Annotated in this window: 29 protein-coding genes; 20 read left to right on the plus strand and 9 right to left on the minus strand. The window is 40.4% G+C overall.

Going from position 1 to position 25634, the window contains the following annotated elements; all coding sequences use genetic code 11:
* Positions 1–54: 54 nt before the first annotated feature.
* The 9 genes from GKR61_RS08335 to GKR61_RS08375 form a co-directional block, all read right to left on the minus strand.
* A complete protein-coding gene (locus GKR61_RS08335; protein WP_154599841.1) occupies positions 55–480 on the minus strand; it encodes a YbaY family lipoprotein in 426 nt (141 codons plus the stop codon).
* Positions 481–506: 26 nt separating this feature from the next.
* Positions 507–935 (minus strand): winged helix-turn-helix domain-containing protein, encoded by a 429-nt coding sequence (locus tag GKR61_RS08340; protein ID WP_154639724.1) that lies wholly within the window; start codon positions 933–935, stop codon positions 507–509.
* Positions 936–1271: 336 nt separating this feature from the next.
* On the minus strand, positions 1272–1757 hold the full coding sequence (locus GKR61_RS08345) for a hypothetical protein (RefSeq protein WP_230082483.1): 486 nt from the start codon (positions 1755–1757) through the stop codon (positions 1272–1274).
* Entirely contained in the window at positions 1747–2427 is a 681-nt protein-coding gene (locus GKR61_RS08350) for a hypothetical protein (RefSeq protein ID WP_154599843.1), read from the minus strand. Before GKR61_RS08350 ends, GKR61_RS08345 begins: the two co-directional genes overlap by 11 nt.
* Positions 2405–2956 carry a hypothetical protein gene (locus GKR61_RS08355; RefSeq protein WP_036949918.1) on the minus strand — a complete coding sequence of 184 codons (552 nt, stop codon included), beginning with the start codon at positions 2954–2956 and terminating at the stop codon, positions 2405–2407. The genes GKR61_RS08350 and GKR61_RS08355 overlap by 23 nt, the downstream gene beginning before the upstream one ends.
* Entirely contained in the window at positions 2940–3695 is a 756-nt protein-coding gene (sctJ, locus tag GKR61_RS08360; protein WP_108478662.1) for a type III secretion system inner membrane ring lipoprotein SctJ, read from the minus strand. The genes GKR61_RS08355 and sctJ overlap by 17 nt, the downstream gene beginning before the upstream one ends.
* A 3-nt stretch (positions 3696–3698) precedes the next feature.
* Positions 3699–3995: a type III secretion system inner rod subunit SctI gene (gene sctI, locus GKR61_RS08365; protein WP_154599845.1), complete on the minus strand. Its 297-nt coding sequence runs from the start codon at positions 3993–3995 to the stop codon at positions 3699–3701.
* A 67-nt stretch (positions 3996–4062) separates the two neighbouring features.
* Positions 4063–4374 carry an EscF/YscF/HrpA family type III secretion system needle major subunit gene (locus GKR61_RS08370; protein ID WP_036949926.1) on the minus strand — a complete coding sequence of 104 codons (312 nt, stop codon included), beginning with the start codon at positions 4372–4374 and terminating at the stop codon, positions 4063–4065.
* A 13-nt stretch (positions 4375–4387) separates the two neighbouring features.
* Positions 4388–5581 (minus strand): PrgH/EprH family type III secretion apparatus protein, encoded by a 1194-nt coding sequence (locus GKR61_RS08375; protein WP_154639725.1) that lies wholly within the window; start codon positions 5579–5581, stop codon positions 4388–4390.
* 218 nt (positions 5582–5799) lie between these two features.
* Here GKR61_RS08375 and GKR61_RS08380 point away from each other — a divergent pair, with 218 nt between their 5' ends.
* The 20 genes from GKR61_RS08380 to GKR61_RS08470 all read left to right on the plus strand — a co-directional run bounded on the left by GKR61_RS08380 (position 5800) and on the right by GKR61_RS08470 (position 25633).
* Positions 5800–6615, plus strand: a complete 816-nt coding sequence (locus GKR61_RS08380) for an AraC family transcriptional regulator (protein ID WP_036949931.1) — start codon at positions 5800–5802, stop codon at positions 6613–6615.
* Entirely contained in the window at positions 6605–8305 is a 1701-nt protein-coding gene (gene sctC, locus GKR61_RS08385; RefSeq protein WP_154639726.1) for a type III secretion system outer membrane ring subunit SctC, read from the plus strand. Before GKR61_RS08380 ends, sctC begins: the two co-directional genes overlap by 11 nt.
* On the plus strand, positions 8296–9423 hold the full coding sequence (sctW, locus tag GKR61_RS08390; RefSeq protein ID WP_154599847.1) for a type III secretion system gatekeeper subunit SctW: 1128 nt from the start codon (positions 8296–8298) through the stop codon (positions 9421–9423). The genes sctC and sctW overlap by 10 nt, the downstream gene beginning before the upstream one ends.
* 23 nt (positions 9424–9446) lie before the next feature.
* Positions 9447–11513, plus strand: a complete 2067-nt coding sequence (locus GKR61_RS08395; protein WP_036949941.1) for an EscV/YscV/HrcV family type III secretion system export apparatus protein — start codon at positions 9447–9449, stop codon at positions 11511–11513.
* Positions 11514–11524: 11 nt separating this feature from the next.
* Entirely contained in the window at positions 11525–11929 is a 405-nt protein-coding gene (locus GKR61_RS08400; protein ID WP_036949943.1) for a type III secretion system protein, read from the plus strand.
* A 6-nt stretch (positions 11930–11935) separates the two neighbouring features.
* Positions 11936–13228: a type III secretion system ATPase SctN gene (gene sctN, locus GKR61_RS08405; RefSeq protein ID WP_108478767.1), complete on the plus strand. Its 1293-nt coding sequence runs from the start codon at positions 11936–11938 to the stop codon at positions 13226–13228.
* Positions 13228–13683, plus strand: coding sequence for a hypothetical protein (locus tag GKR61_RS08410; protein WP_036949946.1), 456 nt, complete (start codon positions 13228–13230; stop codon positions 13681–13683). Before sctN ends, GKR61_RS08410 begins: the two co-directional genes overlap by 1 nt.
* A complete protein-coding gene (locus GKR61_RS08415) occupies positions 13655–14923 on the plus strand; it encodes a SpaN/EivJ family type III secretion system needle length determinant (RefSeq protein ID WP_154599849.1) in 1269 nt (422 codons plus the stop codon). Before GKR61_RS08410 ends, GKR61_RS08415 begins: the two co-directional genes overlap by 29 nt.
* Complete coding sequence (locus GKR61_RS08420; protein ID WP_154639727.1) at positions 14923–15852, plus strand: FliM/FliN family flagellar motor switch protein; 930 nt, start codon at positions 14923–14925, stop codon at positions 15850–15852. Before GKR61_RS08415 ends, GKR61_RS08420 begins: the two co-directional genes overlap by 1 nt.
* Before the next feature lie 2 nt (positions 15853–15854).
* Complete coding sequence (locus GKR61_RS08425) at positions 15855–16520, plus strand: EscR/YscR/HrcR family type III secretion system export apparatus protein (protein ID WP_036949952.1); 666 nt, start codon at positions 15855–15857, stop codon at positions 16518–16520.
* A 16-nt stretch (positions 16521–16536) separates the two neighbouring features.
* Positions 16537–16809, plus strand: coding sequence for a type III secretion system export apparatus subunit SctS (gene sctS / locus GKR61_RS08430; protein ID WP_036949954.1), 273 nt, complete (start codon positions 16537–16539; stop codon positions 16807–16809).
* Positions 16806–17600 (plus strand): type III secretion system export apparatus subunit SctT, encoded by a 795-nt coding sequence (sctT, locus tag GKR61_RS08435; protein ID WP_036949956.1) that lies wholly within the window; start codon positions 16806–16808, stop codon positions 17598–17600. The genes sctS and sctT overlap by 4 nt, the downstream gene beginning before the upstream one ends.
* A gap of 32 nt (positions 17601–17632) precedes the next feature.
* On the plus strand, positions 17633–18706 hold the full coding sequence (locus GKR61_RS08440; protein ID WP_154609573.1) for an EscU/YscU/HrcU family type III secretion system export apparatus switch protein: 1074 nt from the start codon (positions 17633–17635) through the stop codon (positions 18704–18706).
* Between the two features lie 128 nt (positions 18707–18834).
* Entirely contained in the window at positions 18835–19368 is a 534-nt protein-coding gene (gene sicA, locus GKR61_RS08445) for a type III secretion system translocator chaperone SicA (RefSeq protein WP_051422582.1), read from the plus strand.
* Between the two features lie 13 nt (positions 19369–19381).
* Positions 19382–21526 carry a type III secretion system translocon subunit SctE gene (sctE, locus tag GKR61_RS08450; protein ID WP_154599851.1) on the plus strand — a complete coding sequence of 715 codons (2145 nt, stop codon included), beginning with the start codon at positions 19382–19384 and terminating at the stop codon, positions 21524–21526.
* An 18-nt stretch (positions 21527–21544) separates the two neighbouring features.
* Positions 21545–22063, plus strand: a complete 519-nt coding sequence (locus GKR61_RS17715) for a hypothetical protein (protein ID WP_230083143.1) — start codon at positions 21545–21547, stop codon at positions 22061–22063.
* Between the two features lie 27 nt (positions 22064–22090).
* Entirely contained in the window at positions 22091–22861 is a 771-nt protein-coding gene (locus tag GKR61_RS17720) for an IpaC/SipC family type III secretion system effector (RefSeq protein WP_230083144.1), read from the plus strand.
* A 5-nt stretch (positions 22862–22866) separates the two neighbouring features.
* Complete coding sequence (locus GKR61_RS08460; RefSeq protein ID WP_154599852.1) at positions 22867–23865, plus strand: hypothetical protein; 999 nt, start codon at positions 22867–22869, stop codon at positions 23863–23865.
* Between the two features lie 54 nt (positions 23866–23919).
* A complete protein-coding gene (locus tag GKR61_RS08465; RefSeq protein ID WP_154639728.1) occupies positions 23920–24639 on the plus strand; it encodes a hypothetical protein in 720 nt (239 codons plus the stop codon).
* Positions 24599–25633 carry a hypothetical protein gene (locus GKR61_RS08470; protein ID WP_154639729.1) on the plus strand — a complete coding sequence of 345 codons (1035 nt, stop codon included), beginning with the start codon at positions 24599–24601 and terminating at the stop codon, positions 25631–25633. The genes GKR61_RS08465 and GKR61_RS08470 overlap by 41 nt, the downstream gene beginning before the upstream one ends.
* Position 25634 lies beyond the last annotated feature (1 nt).

The following is a 25634-nucleotide window of genomic DNA, read 5'->3' on the forward strand; positions in this document are numbered from 1 at the left end:
TAGGCATTAAAGTATTTAAGTGCTGTGGTTACTGATATTCTCTAACCTAATAAATCAAATAGAATTTACTTTTAAAGAAAATCTTTCAGATTTAGATTGATTTAATGGAGTAATTTGATTACTCATCATCAGTAATTCACCCTTTTTTTCAACTCTCACGCTTAATCCAAAATAGTGACCTTGGGTTAATAACGGTTCCGGTAAATTAATGGAAAAATTAACCGTTCTCGCTGATTTTCTGGTTGTCATAGTATAATCATAATGACTTTTTTCAGAGTAACTGTTTCCGTTTATTGGGGTGACCGAAACGGTAATTAGCGCATCACTAGGAATATCGATAGATTGGCTGTAAACATCACCTTGAATATTAAATGTATTTCGATTTTGATTTATTGGGTTATTACAAGCAAATAGAAATAAACAACACGCTAAAATAAAAATTGAATGTAAAATAAATTTTGATATAGAAATTCTTGGCATGATTTTTCTTCTTTTATATGAATAATTTATTGATATGAGCGATTAAATACTTTCTGAAAAAAACAGCGAACATACGCATACATGTTTTTTCGCTCATTAACTCTTGATAAAATTGGCATTTCTGATTTTTCGCCAGTATACAAGATACCAATTCTGGGCAGTGTCATGATAAGATTTTCATCTAACTCAACTTTCTTAAATGATTGTCGTAATTGTCTGACTAACTTGTAGTAACTGCTTTCAGTCACGATAGTTCCGCGCTTTTCCCAAATTTCATGCATCACCTCTCGCTTGCTATTCGTTTTTAATAACAACAGTTTTAAGAGGCAGGATTCATTTTCAGATAAATTCACGGTTCTTTTTCCGCGAGATAGCGTTCTCTTCAGAGGGTCATAAACGACTTGACCACATAAAAGCATCATTGGCTCTATTCTATTGTATTCCATGTTATTCATAATATTTCCCACAGATATAGTTCAATATAAAATTAATTATCGACATCGTAATCATCAGTAAAATTATGTTGAATATAAAAAAACAGTAGGGTAATGAGTTAATGAAAAATTAAGGCGTTTTTTTAAATTCGAACAATGTGTTTTGGTGATGTAAATTTAAACTACTATCTGTGAGTGTATATATCAATTTCAAATTTATTTTTTTTATGTTTTTTAAAAAGGAGGGAGTTAAAAAGCTTAGGTTATAAAAAATGTACTCTAAGCTTATAAATATTCGTCGGTGAGGCGTTAAGTAATGAACTAATCTAATAGTACAAGGTTATCTAATCATTATGGTTATATGATTGATGAATCTTCATCTTCATCGCCATCAAGATTGAAGCTAGTCATGTTTTTATTCAATTGTTCAGTAAATGGAGTATTCATTAAACTTATCGACATATAACGTTGAATAGCTTTAGTGAAATATTTATATAAAGCAGGGTCAGATTCAGATGAAGACTTTAATGTTTGAACGATTTGAGTAATGAATGATTCTTTATCATTACGGTTCAAATTCACCATGGTTTTAAACACCAATGCGAATCGTGTTTTATCACTATCTTGGTGTTTAAATTCACTAATAAAACTTTGTATTTTAGTGTTTTTATCCTCAGAAATGTGGGGGATATTTTTTTCCTGATAGTTCTGTATCTCTTTCATGTTGATATGGGAATTCCAAAGGGTACTCATTTTAGTGTGTAGGTCGGATAGACTCGATGGCGTATTGCCATGAGTACGCGAAGCTGACAAAGTATTCAGCAAATTAGAGTCAATTTTCATATTTTCCCCTCCTTGTTTCTTCTTGTTGGAGTGCACGTTCTTGTTGGATTAGCCGTTTTTGTTGAATTAATAGTGCATAAGCTTGTTTGTGTTGTTGCAAAATTAAACAACGGGTCGAAATCGGAAAAATATGCGGTAATATTTTTTCTGCCGCCAGTTTCGGCGAGAATTGTGTAATTTCGTTATTCACTTCTAACGTGATTGAATTATCGGGGCTAGTACATATTTTGGTGCCGTTAGCTCTAGTGCTTATCTTGGTTTGCAAGGATGCCGGTATGTGTAATTGAACCTGGCGAGCTTCGGATTGTAATTGAGCAAAGTGTTCTACCACAATTTCTTGTAGACGCGCGTCAGTAAACAAACCGATGAGTAATTGAGTTAATTGGCTTTCTGTTTGGCTCACCTGATTTTGGTATTGGGCTTCACTGTCATTGAGGGCACCAATAAAATCATTCAAAAGCTGTGTTAATCCATCTTGGTAGCCTTGTTGATAGGCAATAGTATGAATATTTTTCTCAGACTGTTGAGCTTGTTGAATATGTGCTTTGGCTTTTTGATGTGCCTGTTTAACAACCGACTGGGCATATCTATTGGTGTCTAAAACCGGATACTTAATCAGCACATTTTCAATTAAAGTCTGCTGGATATTAGGTTGTGTGTTCTCTGACATAGCGGCAAGTTTCTTCAATAATATTCCAAGGTAGCAGAGTGGAAGCCGTGTGAGGGATCATCTGCTGTGTGCGGTGGCTAAACATATATTTTGCGCGGGTAGCATAGCCGTGACTAAAGGTGTTTAAACACATCAAAAGCTGCTCAGCGCCTAATGCAAGTAAATGCTGAGGCGTATCGATGGTCTGTGTTATGTCTTGCCATGAAGGGTGGCTAAATTTCTGATGCAATTGTCTATATTGAGATAGCTCTCCCCACCAAGGCAGAGGGCCTGGGTACTGAATAACCCCCAAACCCCACGCCACAGAAGGTAATAATGACCAATTTTCGGCAAGTATCTCGGGTAATATCAACGTTTTTTCATCGGGTAAATCTAATTGATATTGCTCAATAAGCTGCAAGTTTTGCAGCTGTTGTAGCGGAACGGGTAGCTGATGATAATGCTCATCAACGAACTCCGAGTGAAAATAATCCCCCGGTGCTAAGAAAATATTTTTTTGGTCAATCAGCAGCTTACTCAATTGGGGCATGATTTGATTTCTCCACCTCTTCTTCATTTTCATCGCTTTGTTTATTGTTGCGATGGTATAGATACAATCCAAATGCAATTAGCATACCGATTAATGCAGTGATTAAAGCAGAGGCAATCACTGGATTAAATGCTGGGGTTGGACCATTTTGGGTTTGATACAGCAGCGGAGGGCGGTTGACTATCACAACAGAAACATTGTCATAGGTGGTTTCGGCAAAGCTATTATTGAGGAATAACTTAATCTTATTCATCATCACTTTTGGGTCTTCATTACCTGAGTAAGTCACGAGACTGGAAACTTTTTGCGCCTGTTTTACGGGACCATTACCTGAGATAGGGTAGCTCACATGGACTCTCGCATTGACCACATTAGGAATGGTTAGTAGAGATTGCTCAAGCCGTTGTTCAATCAAAGATAATAATCGTGTTCGTTCAGCTTGCGGTGAGGCAACCAACGAATCTCCAGGAAAGGCATCAATAATTTCCACTGGATTTTTGGATGGCAGGTTGTATTGACGTAAAAGATCCACCGCAATAACAAAATCGTCAGGTGCTACGCGAATCGAGTCTCCATTTTTAGAATCCTGTTTACGCTTAGCATCAACCCCGTGCTCTTGCAAAATCGCAAGCACTTCGTTGCTTTGGCGCTGGCTTAAATTGCTCAGTAATAGCTGGTTATCACAGCCGAGCAGTAAGCTAATAAACCCGATTAATAGGAATTTCTTTAATATATTCATGGTCTATTGTGCTTTTAATACCGTATCGATGGCAGAAACACTTTTATGTGTGAGTGTGCTGACCATATTCAAGACGAGGCTGTAATTACCGACTTGGTTTTGTAATTCCAATAATTTAGCGGGGTCGCTTGGGTCAACGGTATTCATTTTCTCCAGAAGATCCGCTTTTTCTTGGCTCACAGAGGTCGTGTACTCAGCAAATAACTGTTTCACTTTATCTTCCAATGGGATAGCCGCTGGAGTAACAGGTGCCATTTCAGCGATATTTGATAATACTGAAACAGGATTAATAGGTAACATAAGTATCTCCTATAAAAATAGAGCATCAGGATCAGTGATGCTCTGATGTAAATTAAACGTTGCGGGCTTACACGTTACGAATAATGGCTTGCGCCGCATCTTTAAAGGACTTCATTATGTTGCTTTGTAATTGACGTGCCATATTATAGTTACCGCTTAATGCTGTGATTTTACCCAGAGTCAGCGGGTTATCGACTTCCAGATTTGGGTTGTCGATCATAGACTTTAATTCATCAGCGATAGTTTTTGTTCTTTCGCTAATACCTGCGGAGCTGCGATACATCATGCCCCATTTATTATCTGTTGCTATGGTAGATGCTTGTTCTAATGCAGATGCATCCCAATTACCATTTGCATTACTAATGCCTGGAGTTGCCATATTTATTACCTCATTAATTAGGTTGATTTGAGTTAAATAACCAATGATTATTACCTAACAACGTAATACCATTAGAATTGGTGATAAACGATTTTCCAGCCAGTTCATTATTGGCAAGGGAGACGGAAAATTGAATTTGCTTGGTTCCCCACTTTTGACTAAATGAATTGGTGAAGCTAATTAAAGAGAGAGTCTGTTTATCATTTAAACTATCTCTTATAACAAAGATAATGTAGTTACCTTTGGTTATTCTTTGCCATTTCACATTACTTTCAGTCAATCCTAACTCTGCTCTCTTGATGAGTTCATCAAGAGGAATCTGTACAAGTTGGCTTTGGTTATAACAACTGAAGTAACTAGATAAAATGCGATTAATATTTTTATCATCATTATTCGGTAGTGGGTTTTTCACGACTCGAATGACGGGTTGACAAGGGTTGCTAATGTCAACCTTTAATAAATTGGGTACAGTATCTATTAACTTATCTTCAATTTCTTTTTCAAGAAGGTTTATTTTTTTGATGGTATATTTTTCTTGATAATTTGATTTTAGTAAAACTTGACGGCTCCAGTCTTCATCTCTTTGCGATTTGACGAGAATAAGTATTTCGCCATTTTTATTCTGCGTATAGATAATAGGGTAATAGCTTCCTTTTAATATATTATCTATATTTTTAATCTGTTTTGCAGCGTTATTTTTTGGATTAATTTGGAATTCAACGAATAATATAAAAATAACGACAAATGTTAATAATAAAACAAAAAGCCATTTCTTATTAAACTTTGGTTTCTGTTTTATGGCAGTGGATCTATTTTCTGTAAGCGATAGTGATTTAGATGACAATGGTTTTTGGTCTTTTTCGGGGTAATTCCATTCAGTATTCAATAGCTTAATTACGATTGGAAAGGTGTAAATGAGCAAGATTTCTTGTAGTGTGACAGTGAGGTGACGACTTTTTCCATCTTGTTTAAGATTAATTGCAAAATTATTACTATGTTCGTCATGAGAAACAATAGAAAACTCGCACTGGGTATGTTCGCTAGGAATATAATAGGTTGTGAAACCGTTTTCATCTATTTCAGTTTTGTATTTAGTATATTGCCCAACGATAATAAGATTTTTATCGATGTTAATCATTAGCTCTTGACTATTCATCGAACCACTAATGATTTTCATTATGCAGGTGTGGTATTTTGTTTCTATCATAAGATAATCTCAATTAATAAAAAATAGCGAATCATATTGACTTCAATGCTCAGCATTTAAATATAAGAACATAATATAGTCAGCTGAATTTATCTTATTCATTCACACCCTTTATTTTTATAGTTAATTCCAAACTATTCCAGAGTATTCATTTGTTTTTTTATATTTAATCAATGAACCTATATCAAGTAAAAATCAATGGATAAGGTCTATTTATAATGTCGAATGAAGATATTGCTAAATTATTGGCGAGTAGAAATAGTTGCTTTTCTTTACAAGACGTATTGGTCTTGTCAATACCAAAAGAAACTATAACCTCAATAGAAACTGTAACCACAGTAAAAGCGAAAGCGACGCTTTGTTATAAATCTCGGTATACAAATTTAAATATTAAAGTACAAGAACCCGCTATCTTTGTTTGCGGTTTGGATGAATTAACGATTGAAGATAAAGCCTTATGGGATATCTATACAATGGAATTATCTGAACTCGTTGAAACGCTGGCTATTATTGATACTGCAATGGGGCAATCCTTTCTTGCAAAAAAAGCCACCAGAGAGAGTGATGAAAACCAACTAGGTGAATTCATTCTATTTGACGATGAAATATCAGCACCTGTTTTAATTAAAAATATCGTAATTGATTTGATCATTAAAAAGCAGCCGTTATTTGATGATTGGTGTGATGTATTAAGACGCTATGAAGCGTATGGAATGATGCGCTTTTTAATTTCAGCCGCTCAGCAAGACAAAAACGCCAATATTAATCAACTGTGTGCCCGTTACGGCATTTCCGCTTCTTATTTTAGACAACTCTACCGAGAAAACTTTAATAAAACCGCTAAACGCAAAATTATGGGCGTACGTATGGGGGCGGCCATTTTGCAATTAATTGAAAGTGAAAGTTCTATTTTAGATGTTGGGTTAGAAGCAGGTTACTGCTCCGCCTCTCACTTCACGAATGATTTGAAAAAAGAATTGGGATTAACCCCATCAGAAATAAGGCACCTTGGAGCAACGTTATATGAACAGTAAAAAATTAATGGCGGTTTTTATCTCGCTGTTTTTACTGAGTGTAAATATCAATACCGCGCAATCAGAAATGATGATTGCAGAGCCGGTAACACAAGAAAGAAGTGCAGACACGTTTGTCGCGAATAATATCGCGGTAGGCAAAGTGTTTGATGCTGTAGCGGAACAAATTAACAAGCCGATTATTTTAAGTAAATTGGCATCCCAGAAAAAAGTGACGGGAAATTTTAACCTCGCGAATGCCGATGAAATGTTTAAAGCCTTAACGCGTCGTATCGCGTTAGTCTGGTATGACGATGGTGCAGGCATTTATGTCTATGATAATAGTGAAATGCGTAGTCTGATTATTCCAACTCATAAAGTCAGTAGCCAGCAAGTTCTCAGCTATATTCAACGTAATGGCATCTATGATGCGCGTTTTCCTGTTCGTTCCCAAGGTGGCGACACGATGTTATTTGTGTCGGGACCGCCGCTCTATGTTGAGTTGATTAAAGGTACCGCGTTGTATCTTGGCGAGCAACGCAAACAAGAAGAAAAAACCAGTGGTAATGTTGCGGTACTCCCGCTGAAGCATGCCTCTGTAAGCGATCGAAGTTACTCATTACGTGGTCAATCGATCACGGTTCCCGGCATGTTATCGGTGATCAGTTCCCTGTTTAAAAATGGGGGCAGTAGCGTCGAAGAAACCCTCGAAATTTTACCTGCAAAGCTCAATACCGATGGGGATGAAATTGATGCCTTGATGGATGCACCCATTGGTGGCGCTCGTCCTGAAAATCGCCAAGTCACCGTCAAACGTGGTGGCGCATCAAATAGTAGCTTTTCTCTGGTTGCCCATCCTGACAGCAACAGCCTGATTGTGAAAGGTAGCCCTGAGCAGATCCGTTACGTCCGCGATTTGGTTAAAACATTAGATAACCGCCGCCGCCAAGTGGAGCTTTCTTTGTGGATCATCGATATCACGCGTTCTGAGTTAGATAACTTAGGGGTCAATTGGGAAGTCGGTTCTTTTAACGTAGGCGGTGGCTCTGTTTCTTTCAATCGAAGCACTTTACCCGATAGCAGCAAGTTTTTAGTACAAATTGATGCGCTAAGCAAAAATGGTAATAGCCAAATTGTCTCGCGTCCGGTGCTACTGACCCAAGAAAACGTTCCTGCGCTGTTTGATAACAACACCAGTTTCTACGCCAAGCTACAAGGTGAACGTACCGCAACTCTCGAATCTGTCACTTACGGCACGATGATCAGCGTCATGCCGCGCATTTCAGCCGGCCAAAGTGTTGAAATGGAAGTCAATATCGAAGACGGTGCAGAGAACCGTGATAGCAGCGGTAAAACGTCCAGCGTTGAAGGGCTTCCGACGGTTAACCGTACCAGCATTAATACCGTGGCACGTATCGCCAAAGATAGCAGTTTATTAATCGGTGGTTATACCCGCGACCAATATATTGAAAATGAAAGCAAAATTCCTCTTCTTGGTGATATTCCTTGGGTGGGTGGCTTATTCCGCCATAGTTCGACCAATCAACAAAAAATGGTGCGCATCTTTTTAATCCAGCCGCGTTTATTGGATGAAAACGAAGTGTGGGATGGGAGACAATTTTCCGAGAAAGCCCGTATTACACAAAAAGATAGCCAACTGCATGGAACTGTACAGTTTCTCCAGCAATACATGAGGGATTCATGGCAATAACCCCGCTGAGCTATAGCAATCGCACGCTACTGAACGCACAAGATAAGAGTCGTACAGCCACGAAAAGCAGTGATGACTCAGATGAAGCTGCGCGTGGTGCGGGGGTGATTGACAGTTCCAGCGAATACGCTTCGATGGCGATGTTGGCCGCGAGCCATGTTCGTCGAGGCGGTTCGAAAAAAGGGCAAGAAGAGGAGTGGATGCGCTTTGCTGAGCGCATCTTAGAAAACAATGCGGACGAAAAAGTGCTGAAGATTGAAGGAATACTCAATCGTCAGTTGATGACACCTCAGCAGCTACGCGCCTTTTTATTGCAGTTTTTCTCTGATCCTAGCGATTTACTGATGGTGCTTGCCGCGCTTATCAACCGTAAAAAACTCAAGCAGGAGCAGATTGATCATTTACAAGAGTTAGAGCGGTTACTGCTAACGGAAGATACCAACCGTACGGCGCAGGCAGGGGCAAACATCGCGCTAATTGCCAAAGCGTTTGCCCAAACTCTGCGTGAAAGTGCTGGGAACTTACGCACCTTATACCGCGAATTTATCGGTTATGACGGTCCAGTGGTCTATTTATACGAACAGTGGGTAGAAGAAATGGAGCTGGCTCAACGCGAAAACATGATGCGTTATCTCGCAAGAGCCTTAGCGTGTGACTTACAAGCACTGCCGCTTGGAGACCTGAATATTAGTGAGTTTGGCAGCTTCTTCACACGAATTGGTCGTCTGCGTGAATTGCAGTCACTAGACCGCACATTTAGTCAGCAATTTCTCCAATCGGGTCTATTTCGCCAGCAAGCGAGCTTGTCACAAAAACAGTTGTCACAAAACCTCTTGCCGCAGAACCAATTGGAGAAGGTGCTAAGCCAACTATTTACCAGTGGGATCCGTAGCCAAGAAAGTTTCAATGACAAGCTTGTGAATTTTATTCAGGAACAATTAAGTGCCATGACCACGGATCTACGCGCCCGCTTTGTTCAGCTTCTAATTATTGCGTTTTCAATTATTCCCGTTGCCATTTTTTACTCATTGGAAGCGCGTGATGAATTACTCGACCAATTAAAAATACAGATGGATCAACTCTTGGCGCAAGAGCAGCGCTTACGTCGACAATCCTAATTTGACAGGAAATACACGATTTCATGAAAAACTTAACCGGATTTTTATTGCAGATCCGTAATCGCCCTGAGCTGATGGTGCTAGTCATCATGGTGATGGTTATTGCGATGCTGATTATTCCGTTACCTACCGTCTTGGTCGATTTATTGATTGCACTGAACATTATGATTTCGGTGCTGATCTTTATGAGCTCGTTTTATATTACGCGCGTTCTTAACTTCCAATCCTTCCCGTCTATTTTGCTGATTAGCACACTGTTTAGATTGGCGCTCTCTATTAGTACCAGCCGACTTATTCTGCTTGAAGCAGATGCTGGCGACATTATCGATACCTTCGGTGAGTTCGTTATTCAGGACAACTTAGTGGTAGGAATGGTGGTATTCGCCATCGTGACGATCGTGCAATTTATTGTTATCACTAAAGGTTCAGAACGTATTGCTGAAGTGGCAGCTCGCTTCTCCTTGGATGCGATGCCCGGAAAACAGATGAGCATCGATGCGGATTTACGCGCTGGGGTTATCGATGAAGCGACCGTGAAAATTAAACGTGGCGAACTGGAAAAAGAGAGCCAATTATTCGGTTCTTTTGACGGTGCGATGAAGTTCATCAAAGGGGATGCCATTGCCGGTATCGTGATTATTTTCGTCAACTTAATCGGCGGAATATCCGTGGGTACGGCTCAGCAAGGCATGGATCTCTCCACGGCATTAAATACCTTCACGTTATTAACCATCGGTGATGGGTTGGTCGCACAAATTCCAGCGCTGCTTATCTCTATCAGTGCGGGCTTTATTGTGACCCGCGTGGGTGGCAATGATAAAAACTTGGGTGAAAACATTGTTTCTGAACTTTTTGACAATGATTTCACCATCCTGATCACCGCATTTATCGTGCTATTCATGGGGTTTTTACCCGGATTTCCAACCGCCATTTTCTTATTCCTTGCGGCATTGCTGATGGGGTTATTTGCCACTCGCTATTTTAAAAAGCGTAAAGCACAGCGAAAAGAGCAGCAATTGGGTGAGGAAAATCTGCAAACCGAAGCCACTGAAGGGGAAACTCAGCGCGCGAATGATGATTTCGACGATGAGTATATTCCTGAAACTTTACCCGTCATTATCTCGGTTAATCAGCAATATAAGCAGCATCTAGAAGATAATAATTTTCTATCTCGCATGAAAAAAGATGTGTTTATTCGTTATGGATATCGCATTCCAGATATTGCCATTAACTATTCGCCTATCGTGCCAGAAAACAAAATTGTGGTGCTAATAAACGAAGTAAAAGCGGGTGAATACGATGTCTATTTTCATGGTCAACGCTTACTAACAGCGAATGATGAGCTGGAATACCTTGGTATGGAACTCATCAAATATACCGATGAATATGGTTCAGTCAGCACCTGGTTTGACAACCAATACAGCGAAAACGTCGAGCAACTCGGTCTATTAGTGCGCGATGACGTAACGGAAATGATTGATTGCGTCAGTACGCTGCTTTTACGCCACATCAATGAATTCTTCGGGATCCAAGAAACTAAAAATTTACTGGATGATCTTGAAAGAAAGTACCCCGAATTACTGAAAGAATGCTATCGCCACGCCACCGTACAAAAAGTCACGGAAGTTTTTCAACGTTTATTAATGGAAAAAATTTCGGTGCGCAATATGAAGCTAATTATTGAAACCTTAGTGCAATGGGTGCCCAAAGAGAAAGACAGCATGATGCTGGTAGAGCACATTCGCAGCTCAATGGCGCGTTATATCTCATCCCGTTTCTCGGTGGAAGGGCGTTTGAATGTCTTAATGGTGAATGCCGAACTGGAAGACACCATTCGCCAAGGTATCCGTCAATCATCTGGTGGCGTTTATTTGCATTTAGAACCTGAAAAAAGCAATGAGCTTATTCAGGCTGCTGAATTGGCATTAGAAAACAGTTACTTATCTGTTAGAGATGTCAATGTACTGGTACCTGTGGATATCCGCCGGTTTGTGAAAAAAATCTTAGAAGGCCGTTTCCCTGAACTTGAGGTGCTCTCATTTAATGAGGTTTCCGAAATGGTGAAGGTCAACGTTATTAAAACGATATAAGGAATACGTAAATGAAATACCGTTTTGTCGAAAAATTGAATGAATTTTTAAATGCCATGGGGCGCAGTGATTTAGTGAATCCGCAGCTTGATTGCCATTCCAATATTCAACTCGAAATGAGTGATGTACCTGCGATTAATATTGATTTGTCATCGGATGATTTAATTATTTGGTGCAGCTTAATGGAATGTAATTACAGCCGGCTCGATGCATCCCACGCTTCATTATTAAAAAGCATTTTAGAATATGTACCACGTAATTTTTATCCAGGGCAACCTGCACTCAATATTATGGAAAATAACTTGGTGCTGTCCGCGGTATTAAAGGAGACTTCATTGGATGACATGCAATTATTTGCTGATTCTTTTGAAGAATTCTTTGAACGCGTTAACGAATTGCGTCTGCAATTATCGTAATTGATGATGAAACTTTTTGACGTTTGCGCACATCCTGTGCGCATTCATGGATGCCTGATTGAAGCTCCATTGAATGGCGTATTTATTGGCGAGATCTGCTTTATTGAGCAGTCATTGGCACAGCCAAAAGTTATCGCCAAAGCGCAAGTAATAGGCTTCAAAGAAGGGCTAACTGTTTTGAGCCTCATTGGCCGTGCTCAGGGCTTCACTCGTGAAGTGGTTATTCGCCCAAGTGGCTACCCATTTGTATTCCAAATGGGGGAGCATCTTGCTGGGAATATTTTTAATGCTGCTGGGGAATTAGAAGGCGCATTAAGTCAGAAAAATAGCGAAATCACCCAGTTAAAAACCAAGCTGCAACGCATTGATAATCCTCCAGTGAGTGTGAATAAACGCCGTCCGGTGAATGAACCGATGGTCACAGGAATTCGCGCTATCGATGGATTGCTCACGTGCGGGTTAGGTCAGCGTATCGGTATTTTTGCAGCCGCGGGTAGCGGTAAAACCTCCTTAATGAACATGCTGATTAATCACGCTCACGGGGATATTCATATCGTGGCACTGATTGGTGAGCGTGGGCGAGAAGTGATTGAGTTTATTGAAGAACTCAAGCAGTCCCCCCATGCGGATAAAACCATTTTAGTGTATGCCACCTCCGACAGCCCGCCGATTGAGCGTTGTAATGCCGCCTTATTGGCGACAGCGATGGCGGAATATTTCCGCGATTTAGGAAAACAGGTTTTATTGTATGTCGATTCGATGACCCGTTATGCAAGGGCGTTGCGCGATGTGGCTCTTGCGGCAGGAGAGCTTCCTGCACGTCGTGGTTATCCTGCCTCTGTTTTCGAGCAACTTCCGTTATTACTCGAACGTCCAGGGCGCGTAAAACAGGGTTCTATTACTGCGTTTTACACCGTGTTATTAGAAAGCGAGGAAGAAGCCGATCCTATCGGAGATGAAATTCGCTCTATTTTGGATGGACACATTTATCTCAGTCATAAACTTGCGGGGCGAGGACATTACCCTGCGATTGATATTTTGCACAGTATTAGCCGTGTTTTTCAGAAGGTAACAACGCCAGAACATCGCCAATTTGCTGTCGATATTCGTGAAAATTTATCTCGCTTAGAGCAGATCAAGCTGTACCTCGAATTAGGGGAATACCAGCGAGGTGAAAGCCAAGAAAATGACCGTGCTTTAGATAAACAGCAGGATATCAATCATTTCTTACAACAAAACATGGATGAGTCAGAGGGCTTTGAGGAAATGTTAGCCCAATTACACCATTTGGCATCCTGATGATTAATCAATTATTAGCGTTGACTGAAAAGCGTCTCGAAAGAGTGCAGTTAGAGCAAAGCAAGCTGAAAATCGCCATTTTGCAGTTGCAGCAACAGCGCCAAGATATCCACCAACGGATCGCCATATTAACTCTACAAGTTGGGGTGTATGAAAAATCTGAAGAATTAACCCAAATGGATTTTTGGGAACGTCAACGGCAAAAAGCCGTGGTTTTATCAGAAATCGCCCAATGTGAATTTCAGATAGAAAACATCAACGCTGAATTATCTAAGTACCATTTATTGAAGCAGCAAATGACTGAACGGACGTTCATTTTGCGTAATAAGTGCGAGAAATTCCGAAAATATCTCAAGCAACAACGTAGGGCGCGGTGGTTAAAATTAGAGCGTCAGCAACAAAATGAAATCGAGGAGCTGTTTGTTCATGTCGACAATAAAATCACTGCCCAGTGACAATACATTTAATTCCGTAATGGAAGCTAAAAGTTCATCACTTGGTTTTAATCATCAAAAATATAACCAGCAAAAACCGGGTTTTCAAAAGCAGGGCAGTCAGCAGCATTCAGTCAAAAAAGCGGCTCAGGATATTGTTCAAAAAAAACTGACTCAAGTGACCGGTAATAATAAAAAGCCTAAAAAACCAGTAGAGGAGTTGGCAGTACCCGTTCTGTTGAACTTACCGACTCAAATCCAGCATATGCACTCTGGCGTGAAAGTGGCATTTCTCTCTGCAGAATATGGCTCAGATAAAAACAACAGCGAAGCGAACCATTCACTAAGTGCACAACCTGATGACTTATTAGGGCAAGCGGTGAGTGAAGATGATATTCCTCAGATTACGTTTAACGCCAATGTTGAGGTGGTATCGATTGGTCAATTAACTAACGCGAAAACCGTTAAAACAAAAACTATAGAACAAAAAGCGGCTCGCTTTTTGTCAGATAACCCGACAAGTGTCAAGCAGACCCAATGGATGAGCATCCCATTAGCGCAGCAGACTGAAGTTGTGGATATCGCGGTATTGAAATCACCTTTGCGTGATGGTCAATCAAGTTTAGTGAGTGAAACTCACTCTGTGACTGAGCCTGTTATGCAAGCTCAGCATGATTTTGAGGGGCAGAATGCCTCTGCGAGTCACGAAAGCCGACCTGTGCCAAATGAGCGTCCTGTACCAAATGAGCGCCCGGCACCGCAACATTTTCCTGATATGAAAAGCTTCAATATTGAAAAATCAGAAGTGATTCAACCGGATGAAATGGATATTACCAAAAACATTTTAACGCAAGTGCGTGCAGAGATGGGAGATAAGCCACTGGCGGTGACGCCTCAAATTTCTACTTTTCAAACCTCGGCTTCTCAAACTTCAACACACACACAGCAAGCCTCTTCAATGGTAAGCAAAGTCGCTGAATTGATGGCAGCTTCCGAAGTTGAAAGTTTCAAAACGGTGCCTTCTCGCACACTGAGTTACACCTTTAGCCAATGGCAAAATGCACCAACGGTCTCTTTTGCTTTAGCGAGTACCAACAAAGATCAGGTGGTGGCATCAACGCAAAGCGATGAGGTTCAGCAGGCTTTGCAAGACAACCAGCATTTATGGACAGGTGAACAAAAAATGGTAATCCGACGTGAAGAGCAGGAAGGTCAACAGCGTCAACGGCAGCAACAGCATCAGCAAGATGAGGAGTCCTAATGCTAAACATTCATCGAATTAGCCACCGAGAAAAGCAGGTGAGAGAGTGGCAGCAGCGTTTTCAATGGGACTTAGACATGCATATTCCCAAAGTTGGAGAGTGCTATTTTCAAGTCACTCTACACAGTAAAAAGCAGAAAACTCAAGTGCTGGTGAATGCTGAAGAGTGGTGCCGTCACCGCTGGCCTAAGTTGGCTCATTACGCATGGAATCTTTTAGATACCAAAAGCTTATGCAAAGTTTTTACTTATGAAAATACCGGAAAGGTGTTTTTCTCCGAGCAATTCCGTTGTCATGGCGTCGAGATTATTGATGATGAACAGCTCCTACAACCAAGGTTCACGGTGAAAGAAAAGAAACTTGGCATTGTGCTGTTAGCTGAGCCTATTGAAGGGCTAATCGAGCGTAAGGCGCAAAACGGGATAGCCGAGCAGCTTAAGCTGCAAGCCGACTGGATTTTAGGTTATAGCCATATCAGTCGCAAAATTTTGCAGTCTATCGCGCTTGGCGATGTGCTGCGTATTCAGCAATTACAATTAGATATGACCGTTGCAGGGCGTGTATTGGCCCATTTTCAAAAACAACAAGAAGGCATTTTTATGATTGAGCAGTTAATGACAGCGGATGACGAACAGATAGATTCTGCGGTGGAAGAGGAGTTTGTTGATGAAACTGTTCGTCCTTTTAATTTGCACGACCTCACGGTCAAACTGACCTTTGTATTGGGTCATTCAGACATCAGTGTAGAGGAATTGGATTCACTCCAGCCGGGAGCAATCTACTCAATTGGTGAAAATAAAGAACGTGAAGTGAAGGTGTATGCCAACAAGCAACTGATCGCAGAAGGCGAGCTGACCTATATTGGTGATAGTGACGAATTAGGCTTAGAAATTAAGCGATTGGTAAGCTTAGGCGATAAAAGGTTATAAGCATGCCAACGGTTCCGAATGAAATACCTTTATTAGTCCTTATCGCCTTTTCCACACTGCTACCTTTTATTATTGCAGCGGGAACTTGCTATCTAAAAATCTCGATTGTGCTGATTATGGTGCGCAATGCGATGGGCGTACAACAAGTCCCTTCGACGATGGCACTTAATGGTATCGCCTTATTACTGTCTATTTTTGTGATGATGCCTGTGCTGCAAGATGTGAACAATTACATGCGCCACGAAAGCGTGGATTTTAGCAATGTGGAATCCATCGACAACTTCGTTGATAACGGACTAGGGCGTTATAAAGATTACTTAGTGAAATATTCCGATCCTCAATTAGTGAATTTCTTCGAGTCTATTCAGCAGGGTAAAACGGAAGCCGAGGTACAAGAAGAGCAAGCGGCGCCAACGCTATTTTCATTACTGCCAGCCTACGCATTGAGTGAAATTAAATCCGCGTTTGAAATTGGTTTTTATATCTATTTACCGTTTGTGGTTATCGACTTGGTGATCTCAAGCATTCTGTTGGCACTCGGTATGATGATGATGAGTCCCGTGACTATCTCAGTGCCAGTGAAATTGATTTTGTTTGTGGCAATTGATGGATGGTCACTGATTTCGAAAGGGCTGGTGATGCAGTATTTCGAACTCGCACAGCATTGACGTAAGGGAATAGAAAATGGATTCAATCATTTATGTCAGTAATAAAGCGATGTTGTTGATCGTCATATTGTCAGCGATTCCTGTGATTGTGGCGACGGTCGTGGGGTTGTTAGTCGGGCTTTTACAAACCGTGACCCAACTTCAGGAACAGACATTACCTTTTGGTATCAAGCTATTAGCCGTATTTGGTTCCTTGTTTATGATTTCAGGTTGGCTGGCGGATAAAGTGATGAATTACGCTATTGAAGTCATGACCACCGCTCTGCCTGCGATAGGGTTATTTGGATGAACCAGGAGATGCTCTCATTAGCGTCGTCCTTGTATTTTAATTTCCAACAAGGGCTAGTGAAGATTGCGTTTGCATGGTTGCGCATTGCCCCTGTGATGTTCTTCCTGCCTTTTTTGAGTAATAAATTACTCAATGGTGGGATCATTAAAAACTGTGTCGTTGCGTATTTGGCGTTAGGAATGTGGCCTTATCTTACCGCTCGCGAAATAAATTGGGATGAAATCAGCCTCAGTGAGGTTTTCATTTACGAAATCAGTATTGGCATTGTATTGGCGCTAATTTTAGGGCTGCCATTTATGATTGCCAATGTTATCGGCGAGTTGATAGATACCCAGCGGGGAGAAACCATTAGTAGTATTGTAGACCCTGCGAGTGGTACAGAAGCCTCTGAATTAGCAGTATTTATCAGTTATATCGTGTGTATGGTGTTTTTGGCGCAAGGGGGCATGTACCAACTCGCCAACGTATTTGCGCAAAGCTACCAATTATTGCCCTTTGCTCATGGGTTTACGTCATTCAATAGTTTACCGTTAGGGGAATGGATAAATAAGGCAGTAGTGAACGGAGTGATATTAACGGCACCGATTATTGTGACACTCTTTATTTCGGAAGTAGCGCTTGGGTTATATTCCCGTTTTTGTCCGCAATTAAACGCATTTTCATTGTCTTTGGCAATTAAGTCGATTATTGCTTTTATTGTATTTTTACTTTATTTCCAAAATGAAGTTCCAGATATTTTGGTCAATATGATTTCGATATCGCCATTAAAAACTATTTTTTATTCACCTTAATGATTATTGATACGGAATTATGAGGCTGTGCTATGGCTGAAAAAACAGAAAAGCCTACCGACAAAAAAATAAAAGACTCTGCCAAAAAAGGACAAAGTTATAAAAGTAAGGACACCATAGCAGCAATTGTTTTAGTCACTGGTGCATTTGTTATTGGCGGAATGTCCAGTTTATATGAACTGGGTGGGTTAATGAAAAAATTATTATTAAACCCACATGATATTCATATCGATAATTTACTTTGGCAATTCTCAAAAATATTTTTGAGCATAGTGGTACCTATTTTGATTGCCTGTTTTTTTTCAGGCACCATTATTTCATTATTGCAGAGTCGGTTTAGATTAGCGACCGAGGCAATCAAACTCGATTTTACAAAATTAAACCCAATTGCCGGATTTAAAAAAATATTCTCTTTAAATTCGCTTAAAGAGCTGATTAAAGCCATTTTGTACTTATTGGTCTTTAGTGTTTCCGCTGCCACTTTTTTTGTGGTGTGGCGGCACGAAATTTTCATGTTATATCGAACCACGATAAATGGCATGACTACACAGTGGGTAACTCTTTGTATTATCTTTGTATTTGTCTTTCTTGCAGTGGCGCTCATTATTGTTTTGGTGGATGCAATTGCAGAGTTTTTCTTATTTATTAAAAACCTAAAAATGGAAAAACAGGAAGTCAAAAAAGAGTACAAAGATAATGAAGGTGATCCCCACATTAAAAGCGCACGTAAAGAGCTACACCAAGAAATATTATCAGAGGAAGTGAAGTCAAATATTAAAAACTCGACATTCGTTATGGCAAACCCGACACACATTGCCATGTTAATTTACTATGACTCGAATGTCGCACCACTGCCTTTCTTAATGTTAAAAACTCGCGGGGTACAAGCGAAAGCCGTTATTAAATATGCAGAGCAACAGAATGTACCTGTAGTACGAGATATTATTTTGGCTCGTCAAATATGGCGAAATTATAAAAAGAACAGCTTTATTGATGAAAATGGATTACAGGATGTTATGCAAATAATTACTTGGCTGATCCGCGTAGAATTAGAGAAATTAGGAATAGATGTTGATGAAGCATTGGAAAAGTTAATTTCATCATAAATTTATGACGCTATGAATTAATTATTCATACATTGAATCGTTTTTTATAAGAAATGAGAAATTTGATTAATTATGATGCAACAGAGCAGTTTGCATCATATATCACGTATTAATAACGAGGTGACTATATGAACCACACAGAAACAAGCAGTACCCAAACTAACAGCACTCAAATCGAAATGGAAGCATTACTCGACGGAATTACCACGGCACTCATGGATGGGGCAACGTATAAAGATATTCATGGTATTCCACAAACCACGATGGATGGCATTTATGCCTACGCTTATGAATTTTATCAGCAAGGCAAGTTAGAAGAAGCAGAAACCTTTTTCCGCTTTTTAAGTATTTACGATTTTTATAACACTGACTATGTCATGGGGTTAGCGGCTGTTTATCAATTAACAAAACGTTATGAGAAAGCAACGGAATTATACGCACTCGCCTTTGTTTTGGCGAAAAATGATTACCGACCATTATTCCATGCAGGGCAGTGCAATTTGATGCTGAAGAAGAGCAGTGCGGCAATCCACTGTTTTGAAAGCGTAATTGAAAACAGTCTTGATGCAGATTTACAGAAAAAATCAGAAGCTTATTTGAGTGCTTTGAAGGCAAACATCGAAAAGGCAGAGTCATCAGAGTCATCGAACTCTAATACCTAGAGAAGGAAACACCATGAGTCAAGTCACCATGCCAGGCGTAAGTCACGCTTCAGGTAATGAACGAATTAATAATATTCACACCTTCTTGCAAGGGAATAATCCTTTGGAGCTAGGTGAGGCGACTGCAAAAGCGGTATTAGCCTTAGAAGAGGCATGTGGTGAACTGATGTCTTCAGAGCAAATGAAACGTCAGCGTTCAGAGCATCTTCCAAAGCTAGTAAAGCCTAAAATGTCGGCAATGAAAATGTCACCAGAAGCTCAGCAAGCTAAAGGATTCAATGCCAATGCGGTACTGATTGAAACATTCTCAACCATCCGCCAGTTATTGCATGAAGGTAATATTAGTGAGTTAAATAACCGATTGCAGTTATTAAATATTGAGTCGGCTGCATTACGCCAAAAAGGTGCGGAGTTATTGGACTCATTTGCTGGTTCCACTGACCAGCTGAAAGACACCCATGACAAAATTGCTGAAAAAAAGGCTCAGTTAAAGCCGCTGAATCTTAAATCTAATGACCTTGTTAACCAGCGCTCGAAAAATGAGTCTTTATTCACAAGTAATGAGCAAAAGCTGGCCGAGCTAAGCACCAAGTTAGCCGAAAACCAAACAGCATTAGCCCAATTAGATTCACTCCCGAAACCTTATACCGAAGAAGTGTATCAGCGAGAGGTGATGTTGGAAGCGAACATTGCGCAATTTTCGAGTGAAATTGAGCAAGTTACCCAACAGCAAAAAACGTTAGATTCAAACATTACAGCCTTCGATAGCGAGCTCAGCGTACTCAAAAATGAGATTGACCAGCTAAATTCATCATTAGATTCATTGCTGCGCGATTCCACAAAGCTAGCGGAAATTGCGGATAAAGATCGTCAAAAATTAAATCAATTTATAGAGACTGCACCACTGCAAACGAATGTTGATGGTGAAAAATGGGAAAACACCATTGCGCTGTTAACCATGCTCACCGCGCAGCTCAAAAAAGCGATGAATGAAGATTCAATCCGCAACATGAAAGAGCAAGAAGAGGTGATGATGAAAATCAATGAAGCCTCTCGTAAAGACTCTGATAAAAAAGCCAAAGAAGCTGCCGAAGCTGAACGTAAAGCGGCAGACGCTAATAAAGCGGCATCTTGCGCCAGTAAGATTTTCAGTTATGTGATGCTCGCAGTTTCTGTGATTGCCACGGTTGCTACATTTGGTGCAGCCGCGCCTTTAACGTTGGCGGTTGCTGCGATTGGTATTGCGATGTCTGTTGCGGATATTGTCTTGGAAGAAACGGGACAAGGGAGCTTGATGCAAATGTTGGCGACGGAAATTTCCAGTGTCGTCACGGACATGCTGATCACTTTTGGCGTGCCAGAAGAGGAAGCCAAAAAGATTGGCAGCATCGTGGGAATGGTTCTGGCCGCAGTAGCATTCTTGGCAATCTCACTACTTTCTATGTCTTCATTCGTTAAAAACATTGCTAATACCGTAACCAACGTCACCAAGATGTTGGCGAAGAATGTGGGGACTTTATTGAAAAGTGCGGTGAAAGCGATGCCGAAAAGTTTTACCAATGCACTGGGCAATATGGCAACGAAAGGTACCAAAATGGGACAGGCCGTTGCAGATAATACGGATGAAATGGTGAAACTGACAAAATTCACCAAGCTAGCCGATAAATTCGATGATGTTCAAAGCTTTGCTAAGGCGACGGATCAATCTTCGGACTATGTTTCCCTTGGTGGGCAAATGGTGAAAGTGAGTGATACAACAAAACTTGCGAAAGCCGCTGATAAGCTTGATGACGTAAAAGATATTGGTAAAACAGTAGAAAAAGTCTCTTCTTCAGGAAAAACGCAAAGCGTCAATATGGCGCGTTTGGAAGTGGGTATGAAAGGAACTGGCGCAGGTCTTTCTGTTGCTAATGCGGCAACTTCAGGCGGGTTACGTCTAGAAGCAGCTGCTCAGATGCGTGATATGAAAGAGATGCTCGCAGGCATGATGCTCAATAATGAAAGTATCCAAATGCTGACGGAGCTCATTAATTCATTAATCAAATCTATGTCTAAAAGCCATGAGCAATTTGAGGAAATGTTCAGCGGCATGATGACCACTCTTCACCAATCAAATAACAATAAAGTCGATATGCTAAAAACGGCTCGCTTCGCTTAAATTTTGGAGAATTTTTATATGACAACTATCGCTCAATCATTAAATTTACCTGCACAGATCCAACAAAATGGCATTGGATTTTCACTGATGCCTAAAACTCAACTTTCAACAGTAAATAATGCACGCCAAGATATTCAGCTAAATGATATTTCGAGTGATTTCGCGGATAGCGCCATTGATAGACCTGCACTATCTGTACCTGCATCAATGATGACAGCAACACAAATGCAAGTGGCATTATCTGAGCTAAGCGGAGTAGAGAAAAATGCGTTATTGAATGATTTATATGGCTTTATTCGCGTCACACCAGAGCAAACGCAACAAGCAGTAGAAAAAGTCTTCGCCGCAGAAAGTAAAACACTTAATCAGGTATTGGCTAATAACCAGCAGCTGGATGAAACTGATTACAAACAAATTGCCCTTGCCATTCAAGTGATGATTGGCAGCAGTTTCTTCGATGGGTCATCGAAAAATTCGGACGTGATTGAGTTGGATAAGAAATCCACCAAGTCACTAGAAGGTGCAAAAGCTCAGTAATTTGTTGGCATCATTAGTAGCGACATCATGTTGGAACTGATTAAGCTAGTTCGTAAAGTGGTTGCAGAGCTGAATATTTCGGACCGTAGAATTAGTGCCGAATTTTTAATGCTTAACGCGAAAATGGTTGAAGCGGCAGCAGAGTCAACCATCAAAGAAGGTAAAGAGATGTTCACGGGTGCATTGACGGGGTTCTTTACTGCCTTGGCAATTAGTACAGCAGGCGCAGCTTTCCAAGCAAAATCTCTCCATCAACAGAATCAATCAATTAAAAATAACTTGGTTAAGGCGAACCAAAATGGCTCAGCAGCAGACCGCTTGAATGAGCTGAATGCAAATTCTCTGTCTTCGTCTTCAAAAAACAGTTCACTGACACTGAAAAATAAAGAGGGTGTGAGTGTGGAACTCGTTGATCAAGCAACGCCAGCACAGCAGGCACTGGCTAACCAGCGTGGTGCAGAGGCTGCACAACGTACTAATAAATTGGGGCTGTCTGAGCGCGATGAACATGAGCGTATTATGAACAAAACCCGTACAAAGATGGGGATTGCTGAGCAAGGTGGGCGCTTATCTGACAACGCAGGTCAAATGGCAACATCAGCGAATCAGGTTAATGTCAAAGCGGAAGAAGCGAATAAAATGACGCAGCAATCTGTTGCGGATGTGGCACGGAGCGTCTCTGCGGATAAAGATAAGCAAATTGATAAAAGCATGGACTTGGTTAAACAGATGAATGAGCACCTGCGCGAGATCCGTGAAGGTCAATTGCGTACCTTCCAAAGCGTGGTAAGGGGTTAAGCACGATGGAAATCATCACACAGAGACATTTAAACCCGCAATCACCAGTCAATGGATCAGCGACCAAGCATCTAGATGCTCAGGACTCTTCCCTTGTTATAGGGGAAGGGTTAGTACTAGACCCCTCTTTAGATGTCTACCAACAAGGTCTTCAATTTGCCGCACAATTGGGCTCAGAAGTGATTGAAACGCAATTTCGTGAGAGTGCTGTTTCGGGCAACCTTGATAAAGTCAAAGATCAATATCGCTCAATGATGATGGCGATGAAACATTCATCTGATCAGTTTCAACGTGCCTCTCAATTAGTTGAGGATGGTCGTAGCCATATTTCTGCAACTTTTAATTTAATTGAAGAAATTCACGGAGACTACCAGAAAAAATACGGTGAAATCGTTAAAGCATCGACGGAGTATATGCAGGATGTTAATACGGCTGTGGGCCTAATGAGTTCTTGTGTCCAGGCAGGGAAAGACGGCAAAATTAATTTTAAACCTCTCGATTTTTTACACAAATTAGAAGGTTCGGTTTCAAAATATACGGACGATAAACCCACTACTCCTAAAGATCTGGCTATGCGAGTATCTGAACCAAGTACATATTATAAATCCTGGTCTAGTAAAGACTCTCAAACAAAGCCATTTGTTACGTTTGACTACACGGAGGCAGAATTTAAATTCTGGGAAAAAAAACTCAGTGGTCAAGGATTTATTGTTAGGAAACAGGGTGAAAAAATTGAAATTTGCCCTGATTTAAAGCCTATACGTGAAATATTTAAGTCTGTTGTTGAATCATCAGCTGAGTGGGGGGGAAGTGACATCATGGCTCAGGAATTGCAGAGCCTACAAACAGCCATTGATGCCCAAAAAAATTCGGTTAATAGCAGTACTTCCCGTTTATTAGAGACTTTTCGTCAAGATAATAGTCATTTTGAAACACTAGTTCAGTTATTAATTCAATTAATTAAAGACTTAAATCAAAATAATAATAGTCTGATCAATATGTAATTTAAGTCATTTATCCTATTTAATTTTAATCATAAGTAATTATGAGGAGTTTTTATGCCTATTATTGGAAGCGCTAATTCTGAAATAAGACGTTCGTCAGATATATCATTAAATACTACATCGCTAGCGGGTAATAATCCTATCAGCTCACAAATTTCGGCTGTTAATTCGGTAGGGGATCAAAATAGTTTCCCTGGGCGTTCTATAACAAATGACCAAGTTGCGATTACCGGAGATCGTAATGAATTACACCGAGCTAATCATAATAAACAAGCTACGATTATTCATCAGATGTTAAGTGAGGCATTTCCAACAATTTCAAAGGAAATGATCTTATCGGCACTCTGTGCAGGTGCGAGTGGTAATCTGATTCAACAAGAGATTAATTATCGCCCAGAGAATAATTTAATTCTATTAACGTTATTAAAACCGGAAGAATTAAAAGCTGAAAGAGGTCTTATAGAGAGCGCCGCAAACCTAATTAAAAAACTGCATGTGATGGGTGAAAAAAACTCGCAGGCAAAACATGTACTGGGGAATGAAGAAAAAACATTCGATAAAAAAATCGAATCGGTAATCTCTGGATTGGGTCAAGATAAACTGCAAATATTAGCCCAGCGTTTTCAGCAACAGTATGTTGACCCTGCAATCAAAGAAACCCTCCTGACTTATTTCAATCAAGAGGAAATTGATAGTCGCCCGATCAACGATTTCTTAGTGAGTTCTCTGAATCATGGTTGTGAGCAACGAGCAACGAGCAGCGGGTGCGATTAATGAGTATCAGCAACATAAAAGCCAAGCATTTGTGGATAAAGCCTGCCAAATTCATAATCTATTTTTGGCGTTGGAGGAAAAAATTGAAACCATTCGCCCTTTAAAAGTGATTATGGATTTAGGTCAGTCTTCAGCTCAGACACAATCTCCAACCGAAGAATTACCTTTAAGGGCAAATCGCATGGGGGATGATGAAATTGACGCTGGAAGACCGCATTTCAGAGCCTCTCCATCAACGCCTTTAACACCGTCAACACCGTTATTGCCAAGCAGCACTAGCCATAATGAAAATATGTATAATACTTATACTACGTATAATACGACAAATAATAACTATGCCTTTCCTCATGAAACGACGAGCATCAATTCTGTTCCATCCAATGATGAAGGAAATGAAAAACCATTATTACCGACGTCATTTAAATCTGTTTTGAATATAGAATTAGCTTCACCTGTCGTTCAAACATTGGGAAGTGTGAAAACCACACTTGAAATCCCAAACATTAAGCAATACCAACCACAAGTTGCTGAAAAGTCATTTTTAGAAAGTAAGCTATTAGTAAGTGAGAAAACGGTTAAGAAAGAAACTAAGCCGGTAATTGAGCAAGAAACTCAGCCAGGCATTGAGTTAGAAACCACCGAGCAAGTTAAACAACCTCTAAAATATGTTGCGGATATTCAATGGCTATTGTCGAAAAATTCAGGTTTCCAGAATCGCTATATTCAAACGAAATCAGGCTGGAAATTGAGTAATGGATCAGAAAATGCAGCAAAACCCGTTGTCACGACAGTAGGGGGGTTAAACCGCAGCCAAGCAGATAAAGAGATTTATCAAGGGTTGCGTACAGCACCACAAACGGTACCTGCGGAGCAAATGTTTGCAGATTCTATCGCGAAAGCCGATGAGCTTTTCACGGGTACGGAGCATGGCGCTTTAAGACCAAACCAAGCGGAAGTCGAGCGGTATAACGATAACGCCAAACGTTTTCCATAAG

Source organism: Providencia sp. wls1916 (assembly GCF_009706585.1).
Classification (GTDB): domain Bacteria; phylum Pseudomonadota; class Gammaproteobacteria; order Enterobacterales; family Enterobacteriaceae; genus Providencia; species Providencia lanzhouensis.